Annotated in this window: 13 protein-coding genes; 3 read left to right on the top strand and 10 right to left on the bottom strand. The window is 47.8% G+C overall.

Annotated elements, in window-relative coordinates:
* Positions 1–383 precede the first annotated feature (383 nt).
* The 3 genes from LQ567_RS06930 (at position 384) to LQ567_RS06920 (ending at position 5,051) form a co-directional block, all read left to right on the top strand.
* Positions 384–2,549 carry a PVC-type heme-binding CxxCH protein gene (locus LQ567_RS06930; RefSeq protein WP_231003534.1) on the top strand — a complete coding sequence of 722 codons (2,166 nt, stop codon included), beginning with the start codon at positions 384–386 and terminating at the stop codon, positions 2,547–2,549.
* A 218-nt stretch (positions 2,550–2,767) separates the two neighbouring features.
* The gene (locus tag LQ567_RS06925) at positions 2,768–4,660 is read left to right on the top strand and encodes a hypothetical protein (RefSeq protein ID WP_231003532.1); all 1,893 of its coding nucleotides are present in this window, start codon (positions 2,768–2,770) and stop codon (positions 4,658–4,660) included.
* Positions 4,661–4,667: 7 nt separating this feature from the next.
* Complete coding sequence (locus tag LQ567_RS06920) at positions 4,668–5,051, top strand: high-potential iron-sulfur protein (protein WP_231003530.1); 384 nt, start codon at positions 4,668–4,670, stop codon at positions 5,049–5,051.
* A 2-nt stretch (positions 5,052–5,053) separates the two neighbouring features.
* Here the strand turns inward: LQ567_RS06920 and LQ567_RS06915 are convergent, their stop codons facing one another.
* The 10 genes from LQ567_RS06915 to LQ567_RS06870 all read right to left on the bottom strand — a co-directional run bounded on the left by LQ567_RS06915 (position 5,054) and on the right by LQ567_RS06870 (position 16,980).
* Positions 5,054–6,403 carry an alkaline phosphatase family protein gene (locus LQ567_RS06915; RefSeq protein WP_231003528.1) on the bottom strand — a complete coding sequence of 450 codons (1,350 nt, stop codon included), beginning with the start codon at positions 6,401–6,403 and terminating at the stop codon, positions 5,054–5,056.
* A 2-nt stretch (positions 6,404–6,405) separates the two neighbouring features.
* Positions 6,406–7,617, bottom strand: coding sequence for a metabolite traffic protein EboE (eboE, locus tag LQ567_RS06910; RefSeq protein ID WP_231003526.1), 1,212 nt, complete (start codon positions 7,615–7,617; stop codon positions 6,406–6,408).
* 5 nt (positions 7,618–7,622) lie between these two features.
* Positions 7,623–8,777 carry a 3-dehydroquinate synthase gene (locus LQ567_RS06905; RefSeq protein WP_231003525.1) on the bottom strand — a complete coding sequence of 385 codons (1,155 nt, stop codon included), beginning with the start codon at positions 8,775–8,777 and terminating at the stop codon, positions 7,623–7,625.
* 9 nt (positions 8,778–8,786) lie between these two features.
* The gene (gene eboC / locus LQ567_RS06900) at positions 8,787–9,686 is read right to left on the bottom strand and encodes a UbiA-like protein EboC (protein ID WP_231003523.1); all 900 of its coding nucleotides are present in this window, start codon (positions 9,684–9,686) and stop codon (positions 8,787–8,789) included.
* Entirely contained in the window at positions 9,686–10,666 is a 981-nt protein-coding gene (locus LQ567_RS06895) for a TatD family hydrolase (RefSeq protein WP_231003521.1), read from the bottom strand. Before LQ567_RS06895 ends, eboC begins: the two co-directional genes overlap by 1 nt.
* A complete protein-coding gene (locus tag LQ567_RS06890; protein ID WP_231003519.1) occupies positions 10,650–11,390 on the bottom strand; it encodes an EboA domain-containing protein in 741 nt (246 codons plus the stop codon). The genes LQ567_RS06895 and LQ567_RS06890 overlap by 17 nt, the downstream gene beginning before the upstream one ends.
* Before the next feature lie 10 nt (positions 11,391–11,400).
* A complete protein-coding gene (locus LQ567_RS06885) occupies positions 11,401–11,769 on the bottom strand; it encodes a transmembrane 220 family protein (protein ID WP_231003518.1) in 369 nt (122 codons plus the stop codon).
* A gap of 295 nt (positions 11,770–12,064) precedes the next feature.
* Complete coding sequence (locus LQ567_RS06880) at positions 12,065–15,124, bottom strand: heparinase II/III domain-containing protein (RefSeq protein ID WP_231003516.1); 3,060 nt, start codon at positions 15,122–15,124, stop codon at positions 12,065–12,067.
* Between the two features lie 121 nt (positions 15,125–15,245).
* On the bottom strand, positions 15,246–16,052 hold the full coding sequence (locus LQ567_RS06875; protein WP_231003514.1) for an amidohydrolase family protein: 807 nt from the start codon (positions 16,050–16,052) through the stop codon (positions 15,246–15,248).
* Positions 16,042–16,980, bottom strand: a complete 939-nt coding sequence (locus tag LQ567_RS06870) for an amidohydrolase family protein (protein WP_231003512.1) — start codon at positions 16,978–16,980, stop codon at positions 16,042–16,044. Before LQ567_RS06870 ends, LQ567_RS06875 begins: the two co-directional genes overlap by 11 nt.
* Between the last annotated feature and the right edge of the window lie 65 nt (positions 16,981–17,045).

Genomic DNA, 17,045 nt, shown 5'->3' with positions numbered 1-17,045 from the left:
TTTGTGAATGTGATTTATTTAAATTAATGATTTTTAGGTGATTACTATTATTTGTTTTGATATATTCATCACAATTATACTTTAATTAATCGGTTTGTTTGCGTAAAATAAAATAAAAATCCGCAAAAAATCCGCAAAATAATTGTTTTTTCTACCGTTTGCAGCTATATTGCGTATCATTTAGTAAAGGGCTAAAATACTGCAAGAAAGAATGATTGCCAATATCACCGATGAAATCCTGTTCTTCTGCCAAATGCCGCGCAATTTAGAGCTATACGGGGCATAGGGGCCGGAAAGCCGTATATATGATTAAAAGAAGTAAGGAAAAGGAAGCTGTTGGGGTAGCCCGTCTTGTTTAAAAATTATAATCAATCTAATGATTTATGAAAAGGAAGTTTAGTTTATTGTCAGTAGTAAGCGCACTTTGTTTGCTTGCATTTTTTTCCTGCGTTAATAAGGATGGAAAGCAGGCTCAAAAGCCGCTGTATGCTGAACCGCTGACTGCTGAAGAGGCATTGAAAAAGTTTGAGCTGGATCCTAATTTTGAGATACAGGTGTTTGCTGCGGAACCGTATATTATGGATCCGGTGGACCTGGCTTTTGACGAAAACGGCGTGGCTTATGCAGTGGGTATGCCAGACTATCCTTTTCCTCCCAAACCCGGAGAAGAAAAAGGAAATATCCGGGCCTTGCTGGATCTGAATAAAGACGGCCGGGTCGACTCGTCCATTGTATTTGCGGATAAACTTTCGGAAGCTACCAGCATATTGCCCTGGAACGGCGGATTGATTGTAACGGCGGCACCCGATATTTTGTTTCTGAAAGACACCAATAACGATTATAAAGCAGATATAAAAGAAGTATTGTATACCGGCTTTTATAAGGCCAATTCGGAGGCGCAGATCACCAGCCTGCGTTACTCGGTAGACAACTGGATCTATGCCAATAACCGGGGACAGGCGGGGGAAATAAGTGCCCCGGACGAACCGAATGTGTCGCCCATCAATATGCAGGGCGCTGATTTCAGGTTCAGACTGGATCAGAAAAAGTTTGAGCAGGAAACAGGTCCCGGTCAGTTTGGACAAACCATTAATGATTGGGGACATCGTTTCTTTACCGAAAATTCCATTCACATACAGGAGTCGGTGATCCCCTGGAGATATACGCACCGGATCGAGTATTTAAAAAATCCAAGGGCCATTGTTAATATTTCCGATCACGATCCCATCATGTACCAGCGAACCGAAACGCCTTACTGGCGCCAGGCACGTACGGATGCGCGGAATGCCAACTTTAAAAAGCAGGGATCGAAACAGATCGAATATGCCAGGGATCATTTTACCGGATCTTCCGGCGGAACCGTATATGATGCCGATGCATTCCCTAAAGAATTCTATGGAAATGTGTTTACCGGCGATGTGGCCGGAAGCCTGGTGCACCGGGATGTAATGAACCTGGATCTGCAGAGCCCTGTATATACGGCTAAGCGGGCCGAAAGCGAGAAAGACAAAGAGTTCCTGGCTACCACCGATTCCTGGTTCCGGCCGGTTGGCTTTACCGTAGGACCCGACGGGTATTTATATGTGATCGATTATTACCGGCAGCATATCGAAACGCCGATGTCCATCCCTGATAGCCTTAAAAAGGATATGGATTTCATGCGCGGCAGCGACATGGGACGCATTTACCGGATTGTTCCTAAAGGGAAAAAAGCCGTTACGGACTATGCTAAATTATCAACGATGACTGCGGCCCAGTTGTTACCGTACCTGGGCAATGGTAACCAATGGTACCGTTTGCAGGCCCAACGCTTACTGATTGCAAAACAGGATAAAACCGTAGTAGATACTTTAAAGCAACTGGTTAAAACAACCGGCAATCCTCTGGAGCGGTTACATGCAATATATACCCTGGATGGCTTGAATGCATTGGATGCGGCAGCCGTAAAGGCGGTGCTGGCAGATGCGGCGCCGGGTGTGCGCGAGCATGGCCTGGTATTGGCCGAACGCTATCCGGAGCTGGCTCAGCAAATCGGCCAGATCGCATTGAACGATCCTTCCACACGGGTTTCGTTGCAGGCAACCCTGAGTATCGGAAATTCAAAAAATAAGCAGCTGGTTAAAGATGTGCTGTTGCAGGTAGCTGAAAAATATGCGGGAAATAATCCATGGTATAAAACGGCCATACTGAGCAGTACCGAAGGCAGTACTACCGGATTCTTTAAATCGTTGATCGACCGTAAAACGTTCTTTAATGACTTTTCGGCCAATAAAGGCGCACTGGTGGAAGATTATGCAAGCATCATCGCAGCGCGCAATAACGCAGCAGAAGTGAGCGCGCTCCTGAAACAAATGGATACCGCGCCATTGGCGGGTAACCCGGGATGGAAGTATGCTGTTATAAAAGGATTGGGCAAGGTATATAGCACCGGGAAAGTAAAAATAAGCCCGGCAACGCTGGCGGAAATTGAAAAATTAAAAGCCAGCCCGGCAAAGGATATTGCTGATACCGCAGCCAAATATGTGAAAATAAAACAGGAGAAGAAATAGGTTGTTCACCTGAATGTATGCGACCCGGCATGGTTTAGCACGACAAACGTATGATTGGCTTTCAATAGGTAGTCTGTTATTGGTAACGCAGCAGCGGCACTGTAATGCAGGAGTCTTCGATGGTTAACAGGGAGCTCCGGATATCCGGGAGCGGTTACGGGAACAGTCCTGTGAGTAAACCTGATGGGGAGGATCTTATTGATTTTAATTCATTAAAAATGTACAGACGGCTTCGTTTTTTTTGTTTGCTTTTTATCGGCCTTTCAGGGGCGTATTCCGGCACTGCGCAGGACCTGGGAAATGGCTTTTATGATTATGGTGTGGCCTGTCCGGAAAGTAATGACCGGGGTGTGGTAGCTACTACCGGGGCAGACGGTAAGAATGTGGTGTTGGCCTGGCTGTTTGATCACAGGGGAGGATATAGTTTATTGTCTGTTGATGCCGCTTCGGGCGCCAGCCGCCAATTTGATCTTCCGTTTGCTCCGGGTGATGCGCCCTATGCCTCTATTTTGTCTTCCCGTAATAAGTTTTATGGCTACTTCAACCGAAATTTTGCGGAATTTGACCCGGTGAAAAATGCGTTTACTTTTTCACAAAAGGCTTTTGATCTTACAGCGATGGCTTTTACCGAGGATGATAACGGGGTGATATGGGCGGCTACCTATCCGAATTGCGGCCTGGTATCCTACGACCCCGGTACCCGGCAATTGATCAATCATGGATTTATCAATACGGAGCCCTGGATGCAATATCCGCGGGCCATCGCTGCGGATGCGGAAGGATGGGTATACGTGGGGGTGGGTTCCACCGAAACACAACTCATCGCCTTTAACGCCCGGACAAAAGAAACCCGGAAACTGCTGACCGGAACGCAGCGGTTGAAAGGATGGCCCTCGTTGTACCGGTCCCGGGATGGAAACGTGTACGGGACGGCATCGATGGAAGAAGCAGGTAAACAGATCAAACTCTTTAACGGTGTGGCAACGTTTACTACGGAAGCATTTAAAGTGGTGAATGAAAAGTCCTCCATAACCGGATCGCAGGTCTTGTTTCATAAAAAGTTCCCGGATGGGTCCATGATTCAAAACATCGATTTTCGTCTTCGTGAACTGGTGATTAAAAATCATACGGGCGAAAAGAAGGTGAATTTTACCTATACTAGTGAGGGGAGCCTTGTGATGGCGGTAGACCTGGCTTCTACGGGAAAGCTCATTGGCGGAACAACCTTTCCGATGCGGTTTTTTGAGTTTGACCCGGGTACCCGTGCGTTTAAAAATTATAATGCCTATGGACAGTATAATGCTTCCGTGGTATTTAAAAACAATATTTATTTTGCCGCATATCCCTATGGAGCATTGGTGCGCTACCGAGCAGACCAACCGGTAGGCAATAATGCCGGAACAACCAATCCTGTAGTGTTGGGTGCCGATAAGCAGCATGTGCACCGGCCGCACCGGGTACTGGTATTGGACCGGCTGGGCAAGGTGTTGTTAACCGGTACACCGGAATATGGATATACCGGCGGCGGGATGTTGATTTATAATGAAAAAGATGGGAAGCTGCAAACCCTGGCCGATACATCGCTGATCCTGGATCAGTCTACAATGAGCATGACGGCGCTGGATGATGCCCGGGTACTTGCAGGCACCACAACGGCCCCGGGTACCGGCGGCTTAAAGAAGGCCAGGGAAGCTGTATTGTATCTTTTCGATGCAAAAAAACTGAAACCGCTTTGGCAGGAAAATGTATTACCGGGTACGCAAACCTACAGCGATCTGTATAAAGCCGGTAAATATGTTTATGGCATTGCGGATAGTAAACTGTTTTTTGTATTCGATCCTGTTAAACGAAGCATTGTTTATAAGGAAGCCATACCGGATGCCATGGGGCCTGTGGTTACCGTGCAGTCTCCAAGGGTATTTGTAAAGAATCCTTCCACCGGTGATTGTTACCTGATCTGCAGGAAGGGGATTTTAAAAGTGAATCGCTCCTCCTTTAAACTGGAAACCGTAGCAACATCCCCGGTGAAGATTGAAGCCGGAGGGGCTTGTTACAATAATAAATTATATTTTATAAGTGACTCTCATTTGTGTAGTTATCAATTAAATTAAACGTTTTATGCAAGACCGACGTAAATTTTTGAAGGGAATATTTTTTTCGGCAACTACCGCGGCCTTCGGAACTGTATTGTTGCAGGGATGTGGCGGCAATGAACCGGCAAAAGAAAAACCTGCACCTGAAAAGACCGATAAGCCGGCGGCCGCGCCGGAAGCACAGGCCCCTGCTATTATCGATAGCTCTCAAATGACGCAGGAAGATTTTGACAAAAGAAAAAACCTGGGCTATGTAGAGAAGACCCCAATGGAAGATAACCGGTGTGAGAATTGCGCGCTTTACCTGCAACCGGAAGGAGAGAATAAAAAATATGGAGGCTGCCAGTTATTGCGCGGACCCATTGCTCCCGATGGTTATTGCCCCTACTGGGCGGCAAAGCAGGGGTAATGTTATGAGCAGAGATGCTGCCAGATAATATCATAGATATCGATAGCCCATACCTGCCGTGTGGCAGTACCGTTCTTTGTAATGAGCACCGGTTTGTAATGGTCTTCAACAAACGGGCTTCCGTGTGAACCTTTTACCAGCGACGCATCCAGCGGAATTACATCCATTACATAGCGCATGCCCAGCTTCTTTTTAAGCAATTTATAGGCGGCCCTTAATTTTGACGTCATAAATAATTCCACCGGGTCGTAACCGGGCTTTTTATGTATATCCACACAACGTGCGTAATCAGGCGCACGTTTATCGTCTTCCCAGAAGTAATACGTGAACCAGCTATCGCTGGCGGCTATTAATACCAGGTCGCCGGAGCGTTCATGATGAATATGACCATTAACCTGACCTGCCTTATCCAATACACCGGCGATTCCGTCGGTGTTTTCAAATATGCTTTTTAGTTCAGGGATCAGCTGTTTATTCGCAACGTAAATATGGGCGATCTGATGATCGGCTACGGCAAAAACTTTTGAGGCACCTGCATCCAGCAGTTCCAGGCCGCGTTCTTCCCGCACCGCCAGATATCCCTTGTTCCGGAGGATCCGGTTGACGTGAACGGGGTTGGAAACGGGCGCAATGCCATATTCGGAGAGCAAAATGATGCGGGTGTTTTGCTCCTCGTAATATTGTACCAGCTGCTGCACAACCGTATCCATTTCGAGGCAGTCGTTTTTTATGGAAGCTGCTTCCGGCCCGGACTTTTGCAGGCAGTAATCTAAATGCGGTAAATAAATAAGTGTTAATGTAGGATCGTGTTGCTGATCGGTGTTTACCGCTGCATTTGCAATCCATTGAGATGATTGAATACTGGCACCCGGTCCCCAAAACTGGAAAAGCGGAAAGGTTCCCAGTTCCTGTTGCAGGGTATCTCGCAATGACGCGGGATGGGTATAGCAGTCTGGAATCTTCCTTCCGTCTGCCAGGTAATTGGGGCGTGGTGTGGCACTGTAATCAACGGATGAATACATATTATACCACCAGAACATATTGCTGCAGGTAAAAGCAGGATCGGCTTCTTTTGCCGCTTCCCATATTTTTTTTGACTGTACCAGGTGATTGGATTGTTTCCAGAATTTTATTTCACTGTCGGTATGATCGTACCAGCCGTTGCCTACAATGCCGGTTTCGGAAGGCCATTTGCCGGTGAGGTAGGTAGATTGTACCGCTGTTGTAACGGCCGGCAGCATGGGCTCAATAATGTTCAGCTGATGCTGCGCGGCATACTTGCTCACAAATGGCATTAAAGGAAGGATCGATTTTGATAATCCAACGATATTGATGACAACCGTTTTTTGCATGACTATTTGTTCAGTTGTTTGATGACCCATTTCATTTCCCTGGTAATAGAACCGGCGATGTCTTTTTTTAAGGATTTGGGCAAAACCTCCCAGGTGTATGTTTCAATTTCCAGGTGTTGGGTGAGGGGCGTTTGTTTGTGAATATTTAAAAGCGTTATAATGTCTTCCTGTGTTGTGGATAAGGGAGGGATTCTTTTGGTAAAAATGGGTACATGGTAATGGATACGCCATTCTTTGGCTGGTGCTGCATCAACGCTTTTCAGCGCCTCCGGAAGGTCGGGATATACCGAAAGCTCCTGCTGATGACTGCGGCTGATCACCTGGTGCAGGTAAGTGGGTTCCAGGAACTGATTGATGGCTTCCAGGAGGGTATCGTTCTGTTCCTTTTTTTTGGTGAAGCCCGCCTTTAAAGCGGCGCTGATCTGTATTTTGCCGATCTTGATCCCTGATTTTTGCAGCTGTATGATTTGATCCGCATGCACTTCGTAGTTAACGGCGGCATGACAGATATCATAACAGAGCCGGACGTGCTTTCTTAAAAGCGCTGTGGCTTTTGAAAGCGGGATATCCAGTTTTTGATGGAGCTGCTTTGCACCCGTTTTCAGTAATACATTTTTATACCAATGGATAAACGATGCCGTGTCTGTTAAAATGCCGTCGGGTTCGGGTTCAATAGCGATGAAAATGGTTTTCCCGGATTGTTTATGCAGCGTTACCAGATGTTCGACAACGGAAACCAGGTTGTGTGTGGATGTATGTATGGCCTGGTTTGTTGCGGCTTCATTTTTATGCCAGTAACGATAGCTTAACGGAGAGGTGGAAATACTTCCTTCCATTTTCTCCGGCAGCAATGCCGCCAGTATATCTGCCAGCTGCCGGGTATATACAACACGCTTTGCGGTGGTCCAGTCTGGCGTATGCACCTGGTCTTTTACAATGGTTTTATGGAAACCGCCATAAGGGAATCCATTCATGGTAAAAACATAAGCGTTTTGTTCCTTTAGCCAGTTTTGAAACAGCAGGATTTCATTTTTCTTTGAAAGGACCCGGGCTGCAATGGCCGACAGTCTTAAGCCGATGCCCATTGCGGAATGGGGGCTGCACTTTTTTTTGATTTCCGGAATGTATTTCCGGAGCTGATCAAAATGTTCTGCCCAGGATTCCCCGGAATGAATATTACTGCAATAGGTAAGATGCCCGTAGTTGGTGATCATGATACTTATACCAGGGATGTAGATTGAGAAATGGCGATTAACCTTTTGGCGGCTTGCTGCATTACCTGTTCATCGATAAAGGTAACATTGCGGGCATGGCCGATGCTGGTTAACAGGGGAATGGTTAATATACCACCCAGGTGGGCGCTGAATTCATGCAGCCCGCGCAGTAATTCTTCCGTGCGCTCCAGCAGCGGGTGTGCAATGGGCAGGTTAAGCTGCAATAACAGCTCAAGTATCCGGTCCCGCGCATCCGTACCCAGGTAGCCCATCATATGGGCGTAGGTGCAATCCAGGGCCATACCGATGGCAACCGCCTCCCCGTGTAATAATTTGTAATCGGACATACGCTCTAACTTATGCGCACTCCAGTGGCCAAAATCCAGTGGCCTTGACGAACCTGCTTCAAACGGATCCCCATTTGCGATATGTTGCAGGTGCAGTTTGGCGCATTCAATAATGGTTTCCTGCATGGCCGCTTCATCTCTTTCGCCTAAGGCAGGAGCGAGCTGTTCAATCCGTTCAAAGAACCGGGCATCCTTGATCAATGCTACTTTTATCGCTTCGGAAATTCCGGAGATCCAGGTTCTTTGGGAGAGTGTTTTTAGAAAAGTACCGTCATTTATAACGGCCACAGGGGTGGCGAAGGTTCCTAAAAAGTTTTTCTTATCAAATGCATTGATGCCATTTTTTACACCGATGGCGGCATCATTTTGGGCCAGGGTGGTAGTGGGAATACGGATCAGCTTAATACCCCGGTGGGCAACGGTTGCGGCAAAACCGGTTACATCACAAACGGCACCGCCTCCGATGGCGATGATAAACGAGTGGCGATCGATATGATATTGATTGATCGCACGGAGGATGGCCTGGTACGCATTGTCGTTTTCTTTGGCTTTTTCGCCGCCCGGGATCACTAAAAAATAGGCGTTCAGTTGTCCCGGAACCCGTTTATCCAGGTAGTTTTTTATGGCCGGCTGCAGCTGCGGATGCCGGATGCCAACATTACTGTCGATGACAAACAACAGGGAAGGGGAAAACCCGCTGCCGGAATGGTTTGACAGGATATCACTGAATGTTGTATTGTGGATACTAAAAACATCCGCAATAAAATGCACATTGTAATGATAGCTTATAGTGAATCGTTGTTCAATAATCATATCTGAAAGTTATGTAACCGCAAAATATTTTCCTAACAGGACCGAAAGCGGTAACAGGCAAAGGATGATACCGCAGATGACGAACTGATGATGAAGTGCCGCCCAGGTTGCATCTAAAAAAATAATGCTTAATACGCCTGCTTTTACGGCACCAATGATGTTTTTAGCCTGGGGATTTTGCCAGGCCTTATATAAGGGCCGCATAATGCCGATGAAAAAGGGCAACAGCAGCCAGAGACCGGTATATACTTTTGTATCGTTACCCACCATGCACAGGATGATGAAGACCAGCAGATACAGGATAAAGGCGATTGCCAGGTTTTTCTTTTGCCCGCCATGGACTTCATCTCGGCTGATGGTGGTTACGGCAAAAATATAAATTACCGGTACCATGCCTAAATACCAATGTGCCTTTAACAGGCCGGGGATCAGCGAAATGCCCAACAGTAAATTGAGTCCCCTGCAAATGCCCATGTTTAACGGACCCGCAATGGAGTGCTGTTTGCTTTTATAATCATACAGCAATGCGGATAAGGCAATAGCGCCGGCAATCACAACGGCCAGGTTGTTGACCAGGGCGCTGCAGATCAGCGCCAGGATAAATAAAACCGTTCCAAATACCCCTGCCGCTCTTTTTGAAATAATACCGCTGGGTATCATCCGTTCCGGTCGCTCAATGCGGTCCGTATCTGCATCAAAGAAATCGTTAAATACGATCCCGCCGGCATAGAGCGCCGCTGTTGTCATCAGCAATAGCGCCGTATGCCGGTAAAAACTGCCGGAATCTGCCATGCCACCATAAAATAAGGCAATGCTGACGCCGGCCAGCACATCTGCCATGGCAGTGATCACGTTGGCCGGTCTGCACAGTGTTATATAGTAAAAAAGCCGGTTCACCGTATGCTGCATTATTGAATGATGATAGAGCCTTTAGCGATGCGGGGCTGCTGGCCACCCCGTAAGATGGAGTTGTTCTCGAATTTTTCCGATTGGTTGATCGCCATGCCGTTTGCAAAATCATTGGGATCGATTTGTCCGCTTTGGCCAAATGCTGCAATGGCATTATCATAAGTGACCGCTTTTATGGTGGCAGCATCGATACCTCTTTTCTTCATGAGCATGGCCGTTTTGGGAACAGCGAGGGGATCACTGATCCCCCAGTCGGCGGCCGAGTTGATCATGATGCGTTCGGAACCATATTGCCTTATAATTTCCACCATCCGTTCATTTCCCATTTTGGTAAACGGGTAAATGGTGAAGGCCGCCCAAAAGCCGCGGTTAAGTACTTCTTCCACGGTTTCTTCGTTATTGTGGTCAATGATCACCATGGATGGATCCAGCTGATGCTCCAGCGCGATATCCATACTCCGTTGGGTGCCTTTCTTTTTGTCGCGGTGCGGTGTATGTACCTGTACGGGTAATGCGGCTTCCCGGGCCAGTTCCAGTTGCAGGCGGTAGTATTTTTCTTCCAGTGCGGTTTGATCGTCAAACCCGATTTCGCCGATGCCCACAACCCCTTCTTTGTAAATAAAGGTGGGAAGCAATGCCATTACCGCTTCTGCCAGCGCTTCATTATTGGCTTCCCGGGAATTGAGGCCGATGGTGCAATAATGTTTGATACCAAACTGGCTGGAGCGAAAACGCTCCCAACCAAGCAGCGAACTATAGTAATCGGCAAAGGTGCCCACATGGGTACGGGGTTGTCCGAGCCAGAAAGACGGCTCAATCAGTGCCACGATCCCGTTGTCTGCCATCGCCTGGTAGTCGTCTGTTGTACGGGAGGTCATGTGCACATGCGGATCAAAAAAGCACATGTCTTTTATCAGTTCCATATCCACGGCGTCCGGAAGTTCCGCCCGTTTTTCAATATCGTTATTTCCGCAACACATATTCGCTTGTTTGTTGTAAGAATTTTGATTGTAATATTTCCGTTTCCCCGGGAAAAAGGGGAGCGGTCAGCTCCCATATCCCGTTGTCGATATCCCTTCCTGCAGCCAGCCGCTCTTCAGCATAATCTAATAATGAAGTGGCCAACGCGGTATTTTTTCTTTTTTGAAGTCCGTATATTAAAGCCAGGTTTTTGCCGGTAAAAACGGCCTTTAACACCATCTGGTTCCAGGCTGCCTCCGGCAGGTATGCCGAAGGATAATTGTTTTCCTGCATGATGGCGTCCAGTACGGTTCCTATATTGCTCCGGATACCTTCGGCACAACGCGCCGACCATTCTTCGGGGTACGCAAAAAAGGGCAGGGATTTATACAAAACAGTAAGTTCGCCCAGGTCTGCCTGAAGAAACAATTCCTCTATCAGCCGGATGTATGCCTGCTTCCCGGTGGCTTCCAGTTGCAGCAACTGGTACAGGCGGGCCATATCCAATACCGTCCAGTTAGCCCAGTTGGTTTGGGGAAAATTACCGGTTATGTAAATGAATTGTTCCGGAGCTCCATCCGGCTTTAACTTGCTGAACTTTCTGCCGGCTAAAGAAAAATTCCTGTTTATATGCTGCGGGCCGTTGGACTCCGTGAGTAACCAGCTGAAACTTGCAGCACTGCTGTTTTTTTGTAAGAACTCGGACAACATCGTTCGCAGTAAAGCAATATTAAACGCAAACATTACGATCGGGTTAACGGGTTACGAAATAATTTACGAGCACTACGGCCACCACAATGAGCAAACCAAAGAATTCTCTTGCCTTTTCGATATAGGGTTTATTCGCTTTCATCGACTCTACCAAACTGGGCGCATTGTATTTTTGGATCCAGTCTTTTACACCATCTTTTGCAAAGAAGATGCGGATCGCATAGCAAAAACAAAACAGGGCGATTGCCAGGTACACCGGAGGAAAATATTTATTGAATACCGCCAGCCCGCAAAATACCGCAGGAATACCGTAGATACTCACCCATAGCCAGGCATCATTGTCGTTTAAATTTACCCAGGCAAAACCGATAAAGGCGATACAGAAAAAGATATTAAAAATCAGTAAAAACATCGTTATTGAATTACGTATACAAGATAAGATTTGGTGGCCCAGTTTCCAAAAGAACTTCGGTTTATTTTGACATACAAACGGGTGTTACAACACATATGTTTTAATGTAAGATGATAATGCTGTTTCCGGCAAATGGATATATTTCAATATCTTTTATATGTGGTCCTGCAGGCGCTGAAATCCCCGTCAGGAAGGCCTTCCGGACGGGGATCGCGGCTTGCTTACAGATCCGGTAACGCATTTGTGCCGCTGCCGCCGGAGTGGTGCAGCAGCGGCGTATACCAACATGCCAACATCAGTTTTTGCTATTCCATGAAGCATGGGTGGCAATCTTAAATGCGGCGCCTTCTTCAAAGTCGTAACTATAATTTTCTGTATTGTCCGGTGTGGTGCCGGTTTTCTTTGTACCTCCGCTTTTTATTTTGCTTACGAAGGTGCCGGGGCCACAAAATATCCGGGTAAATGTGCCTTCTTTTTTAATGCTGCGGATCTGGTAACTGGCATCCCTTTCGCCTGCTGTTTCAATCACAATTTGTTCCCCGATCACGCTTTTATCAATTGAGGATGTGGATGTCACCAATATCCATGCCTCGCCGCCAAGCCCCTTGTACATCTTTGCAACCTTGCCTTCAATAGCTCCCGTGGATTTAAGACTGGCCTGTTGGTACCGGAGCGATGTGCCGTTTACCAGGATGGCTTTTGTGGTACGCTTGTTCTTTTCTTCTATATAACCGATGCTGCCGTTCATGGCAATGCCGTTGGCCAGCTGCACTCCGTTTTTTGATGAAGGATTGTATAACAGGTAGTCGATGGTCCCGTTCATTTTTTCTACCCGGATGCTGATGGTTTCCTCATTGCCGCTATCGAGCCGCTGAACCGATTTGATAAAGGGCTGATTGCGGTAAGGTTCAAGCACCGAAACAAACTTGCTGGTCAGATCGGTACCGGCCCGGTGCATCAGCATATAGCGAAGGGACCTGGGGTTGCCGGGTTTGTTTTGCGGCGGATCCCCATCGGCCAGTGACACATCATCAGAAGGAGTTGTTGCGTGCATCCGGATATGAATATTGTCTTTTTCTGTTAGTCCCCGGTATCCCGGTTGTGCTTTCCAATCGATGGTAAAGCTGGCCGGGGGATTTGTGTCTTTTTCTACATTGTACAGGAACGAATACCCGTAGGGAAAGCCTGCTGCTTTTGTGCCTTTTGGAATGTTGGTGCCCGCGTACGTGCCTTTTTCCTGTACCTGTAGCTGCAACCCATCTGTACGAACCGCACCGGGAGGGCCATGAAGGCTGAAAACATGGTCGTTGCCACCCTTTACGCTGAAGATATCTACCACATAGGCATTGCTGTCTGCGGTATTGTTACCGCTGCCGCCCACCAGGAGCAGGGTACGGCTGTATTCTTTCAGATCGGGATAGGCCGGTTTTCCATCCAGTTCTACAATGCCCAGACCGTCTACCTGTTTAAACAAGCGGGTGCGTCCGCTCCAGGCAGCGCGCTGCGGCCGTTTGTTTGCAAAGACCAGGTTGTGCGAAACGGTACTCCGCGTCCACTCGGTAACATTGGGTATATTGGTGGCAAACTCCGGGTAACCCAGGTCCGGCGTCAGCCAATGTCCAAATGCAAACAGATCAAAATTCAGCATGTCGCTGTGGGCATGATGTATGGTACGCCCGTAGTTACTGGCTAAAGCGATGCCCGATGTGCCCTTGCCTGATTCCAGTATCGCCAGTCCGAACCCGCTCATCAGGTAGCCACCAGTGGGACGGGGACCGGCGGCCTCGCCTAATTTTTTTATCTCCTGGTTAACGGCTTCCGGGTTCCTGGAAAAAATATCCAGGCCAAGCCCTTTTGAGGAGTAGCCGTTGGCGCGATAGGCGGCTACAGCTATGGCCGGATCCCGGGTATACAGGTATCCCTCGGCCATAAATTTCGGATCGGCATTCGGTATGCCTACGAGCCCTGTGGAACCGGCATCGCCGATATTCGGAATGGCTTTGCCCAGCACTGCCATACGGTAGGCTACCGTATAAACGTTTTTGAATTGCGGAAAATCCCGGAGAATATTGTGATTGGTGTACGAGGGATAAGAAAGCAGCAGTTCGGCCAGCGGCGAAATATGCCCGCCCCAGATCACGGCGTATCCGGGCGCTCCTTCATCAGAAGTACCGTCCCTGTCGAAGCGGTTGATCATTAATTCAGGGATAGCGCCTCCGTCCGGGGCAAATAACCAATCCAGCCATTTTGTTGTGAGCGGCTCCGTATTCAGGGCCAGTGCACATAATGCCACCGTGTGCTGGTACATTCCCTGGTTTCCGCGGATTCGCTGATCGAGTACCGCCTGGAAGGTGGTTTTTAAAATGCCTTCGTCTACATTGGCCACAAACAGCTCCCTTGTGCCTTTGGAGTTTGGTAACCGGTATTGCTGCCCCTGCCGTTTTAGAAAAGCATACAATGCCGGGTCATTTTGAGTGCCGCTTAAAATTTTGTCATAAGCATCGGCCATGCCCTGTACGATGCCGGTTTCCCATATGGATCCTTCTATTTTCCCCCGGCCTGTTGAGCCATCGGAATGGTACCAGCCCCGGTCGGCATAGGGTTTCCAGTCCATTGATGGATATACATCCGCGATCCGGTCTAACAAAATAGCCGCTTTATGCGCATAGCGCTGGTCGCCCGTATAAAGAAACGCATTGGCCAGTGTGGTTAATCCTCCCTGTATATAACGCCAGTATTTCCAGCTGTAGTACCCGATATATTTGTAAGCCCGGCCATTGTGAACATAGCCGAAGCCGTTGTCTACGCCAAACTTATGCAACGGGTCTTTCGGATCCGGGTGGTCGGTGTTAAATAGTAAACTGGTGTCTCCTTTGGCCGGATTGAATACCCCATGCTCATCAAGTGCACTTTGGTAATATTTTCCGAAGTCATTGGTGGGGAAAACAGATCCGCAGGAAGGGCAGGTCAGTTTCCAGGGTTTATTTTCGAAATCGGGATTGTAGGGATAGTTTCCGTACTGGAAGATCTTATCGCCGCAAACAACGCACCCAACAAATTTAGGACCGGTAGCAAATTTATCGTAAGCTACATCAATGGTCCTTGGCAGATCCTGGCCCGGAACCATCGCCCATAGTGCTTCGTCCGTTTTGTTGAGCCAGGGTTTTGCTTTTGTTACGGCATCGTTTAATTGTTGCCGCGCCCAGTCATATTTCTGGCAATTGGCCCTGAGATTGCTGATACGTGCTGCTGAATACTGTCCCCCGTAGATGCGGGCGGTATGGGTGTGCTGCGCCAGGGAGGGGAATAATAATACCAGCAATGTCAATTTTAGCAGGAATAGTTTTTTCACCATTATTGTTTTTTTAATTTCATCAATGAAGTACCACACAATGTGCTGCATGCAGGTCTCCGGCAACCCGCATCAGGGGCTGTTCATCTTCCCGGCCGGGGCAGGAAGGATGTTCCCCGGCAACTTACAACCCTAAAAAATGCGTTGCATTTCCGGATCTCAGCAGCTCTTTTACCCTTGCATCTGCTTCTTCTGCTCTTAAAGACTCTATCCGCAACATTCCGGTGAGGTAATCCAGGATAGGAGCGTGGGTACCAAAGGCAAACCGTTCTGTGCCCTGTGTTTTTAAAAGACTGCCCAGGTCATTGATCGTTCTTCCGGAAGTGTCCATCAGTACCCTTGCTTTTTTAAATAAAGCGGCATCTGCTGCATCGAGCTGCATGCTATTGGTTACATTGAGGATCATATATTTTGCATCCGGAACCGCCTTTATGATCGGAAAAATATTTTTTAAGGTCCACTCCGGTTTGGGTGTATAAGCTACATAGTCGATGTCCATCCAGGAGCGCTGGCGGCTGTCCACCATTTTATAATTAAATGCTACCGGCAGGTTCATATCCCGGGTTCTTTTTACCAGCTCAATAAGCGCGGGGTCGGTGATTTCGTAGTCATGATATTTGGGATATACCCGTACGCCCTTCATGCCGAATTTTTTCACGCACTCTTCCAGGTCATACTGCCATCCGGCATAGGTTGGATTGATAACGGCAAATGGGATAAACCGTTTGCGCTGTGTTCCAAGCGCTTTCAATTCTTCGTATAGTTCCCGGTTGGCCGATTGGGTGTTTTTATAAAAAATACCATTCAGGTTACTGATCACGGATGTTTCCACCCCATACTTATTCATCCTTTCCACAAGTGCCGTACAGTTGTTGTACTTCAATTGCATAAAGGGCCAGTGTCCTACGTATGCATTAATGTCAATCAACACCTCTACCTCCTTTTTTTAAAAGATTATTATAATTATCAAAAAATATTTTTTGCTTTTGCCGGTCGGTTAAGTTGGCAGACAGCACCCTGCCCACTCCCTGGTAGTAGGAGTTGTCGGATGCGAAGAATAAGCGGTCTTCGCCAAGATGTTCTACGGCAAAGTCGATCATGTTTTCGGCATTATTACTCCCGGAAGTATCAACATAGATGTTGGGGTACTCCCGGAATAGTTTGCATTCATATTCCCAGTCGCCTCCCATGCCGATATGCGCGTACTGAAAAATGCCTTCGGGATAACGCCGCGCAATGTCCACAAAATCTTCGGGGATAGAGGTGTTCGGCTGCTTGTACCCGTTGTATTTCATCCGGTATCCGCCTACGCCCAGCTGGCATTCGGCATGTGAGTGGATGATCATTTTCAGGTCGATCAGTTTTTCAATGATGGGAAAATATTTCGGATCATTGATCTTTACCTGGTAGTACAACTCCCCGGGCCCAATCATCCCGGCGTCGGTGCATCGTTTGATCTCTTCCAGTGATTCTTTCTGATAGACCGGGTTTAATACAAAGCCGCCCAGCAACTGACCGGGGTATTTTTTAATGGCCTTGATGGTTAGGTCATTAAACTTCCGGAACTGTTCCGGCGTACCGGGCATTACATCCAGGTATCGGGAAATAACCTGCTTTTCGATCCCTAACCGCCTTCCATAATCGAGCTGCGTTTCGGGGCTGTCGTCTGTCCAGTATATATGCGCATGTACGTCTATTTTCCGGTACTTCATAACCTCCTTCATCAGGTCGAATGACGGTGGGGCGGAGCGTGTTGCTGCTTCCCCCGGCGGTGGGGCTGCGCTTCCCGTTAACGGGCTGCTCAACAGCATGCCTGCCATGCCCGCCGCACCCCGGGTAACAAAATTTCTTCGGTTCATGTTCATGAGTTATTATGATGACTAATTAATGCTTCGGATTTATTACTTCGAAATAAACAGGCTTT

This window comes from Niabella pedocola (assembly GCF_021044425.1).
Taxonomy (GTDB): domain Bacteria; phylum Bacteroidota; class Bacteroidia; order Chitinophagales; family Chitinophagaceae; genus Niabella; species Niabella pedocola.
This window is presented reverse-complemented; position numbering and strand designations above follow the sequence as displayed.

Bases quoted from the DNA above. Each gene is read 5' to 3' on its own strand.
- LQ567_RS06930 (WP_231003534.1), top strand. From the start codon at position 384: ATGAAAAGGAAGTTTAGTTTATTGTCAGTAGTAAGCGCACTTTGTTTG.
- LQ567_RS06925 (WP_231003532.1), top strand. From the start codon at position 2,768: ATGTACAGACGGCTTCGTTTTTTTTGTTTGCTTTTTATCGGCCTTTCA.
- LQ567_RS06920 (WP_231003530.1), top strand. From the start codon at position 4,668: ATGCAAGACCGACGTAAATTTTTGAAGGGAATATTTTTTTCGGCAACT.
- LQ567_RS06915 (WP_231003528.1), bottom strand. From the start codon at position 6,403: ATGCAAAAAACGGTTGTCATCAATATCGTTGGATTATCAAAATCGATC.
- eboE (WP_231003526.1), bottom strand. From the start codon at position 7,617: ATGATCACCAACTACGGGCATCTTACCTATTGCAGTAATATTCATTCC.
- LQ567_RS06905 (WP_231003525.1), bottom strand. From the start codon at position 8,777: ATGATTATTGAACAACGATTCACTATAAGCTATCATTACAATGTGCAT.
- eboC (WP_231003523.1), bottom strand. From the start codon at position 9,686: ATGCAGCATACGGTGAACCGGCTTTTTTACTATATAACACTGTGCAGA.
- LQ567_RS06895 (WP_231003521.1), bottom strand. From the start codon at position 10,666: ATGTGTTGCGGAAATAACGATATTGAAAAACGGGCGGAACTTCCGGAC.
- LQ567_RS06890 (WP_231003519.1), bottom strand. From the start codon at position 11,390: ATGTTTGCGTTTAATATTGCTTTACTGCGAACGATGTTGTCCGAGTTC.
- LQ567_RS06885 (WP_231003518.1), bottom strand. From the start codon at position 11,769: ATGTTTTTACTGATTTTTAATATCTTTTTCTGTATCGCCTTTATCGGT.
- LQ567_RS06880 (WP_231003516.1), bottom strand. From the start codon at position 15,124: ATGGTGAAAAAACTATTCCTGCTAAAATTGACATTGCTGGTATTATTA.
- LQ567_RS06870 (WP_231003512.1), bottom strand. From the start codon at position 16,980: ATGAACCGAAGAAATTTTGTTACCCGGGGTGCGGCGGGCATGGCAGGC.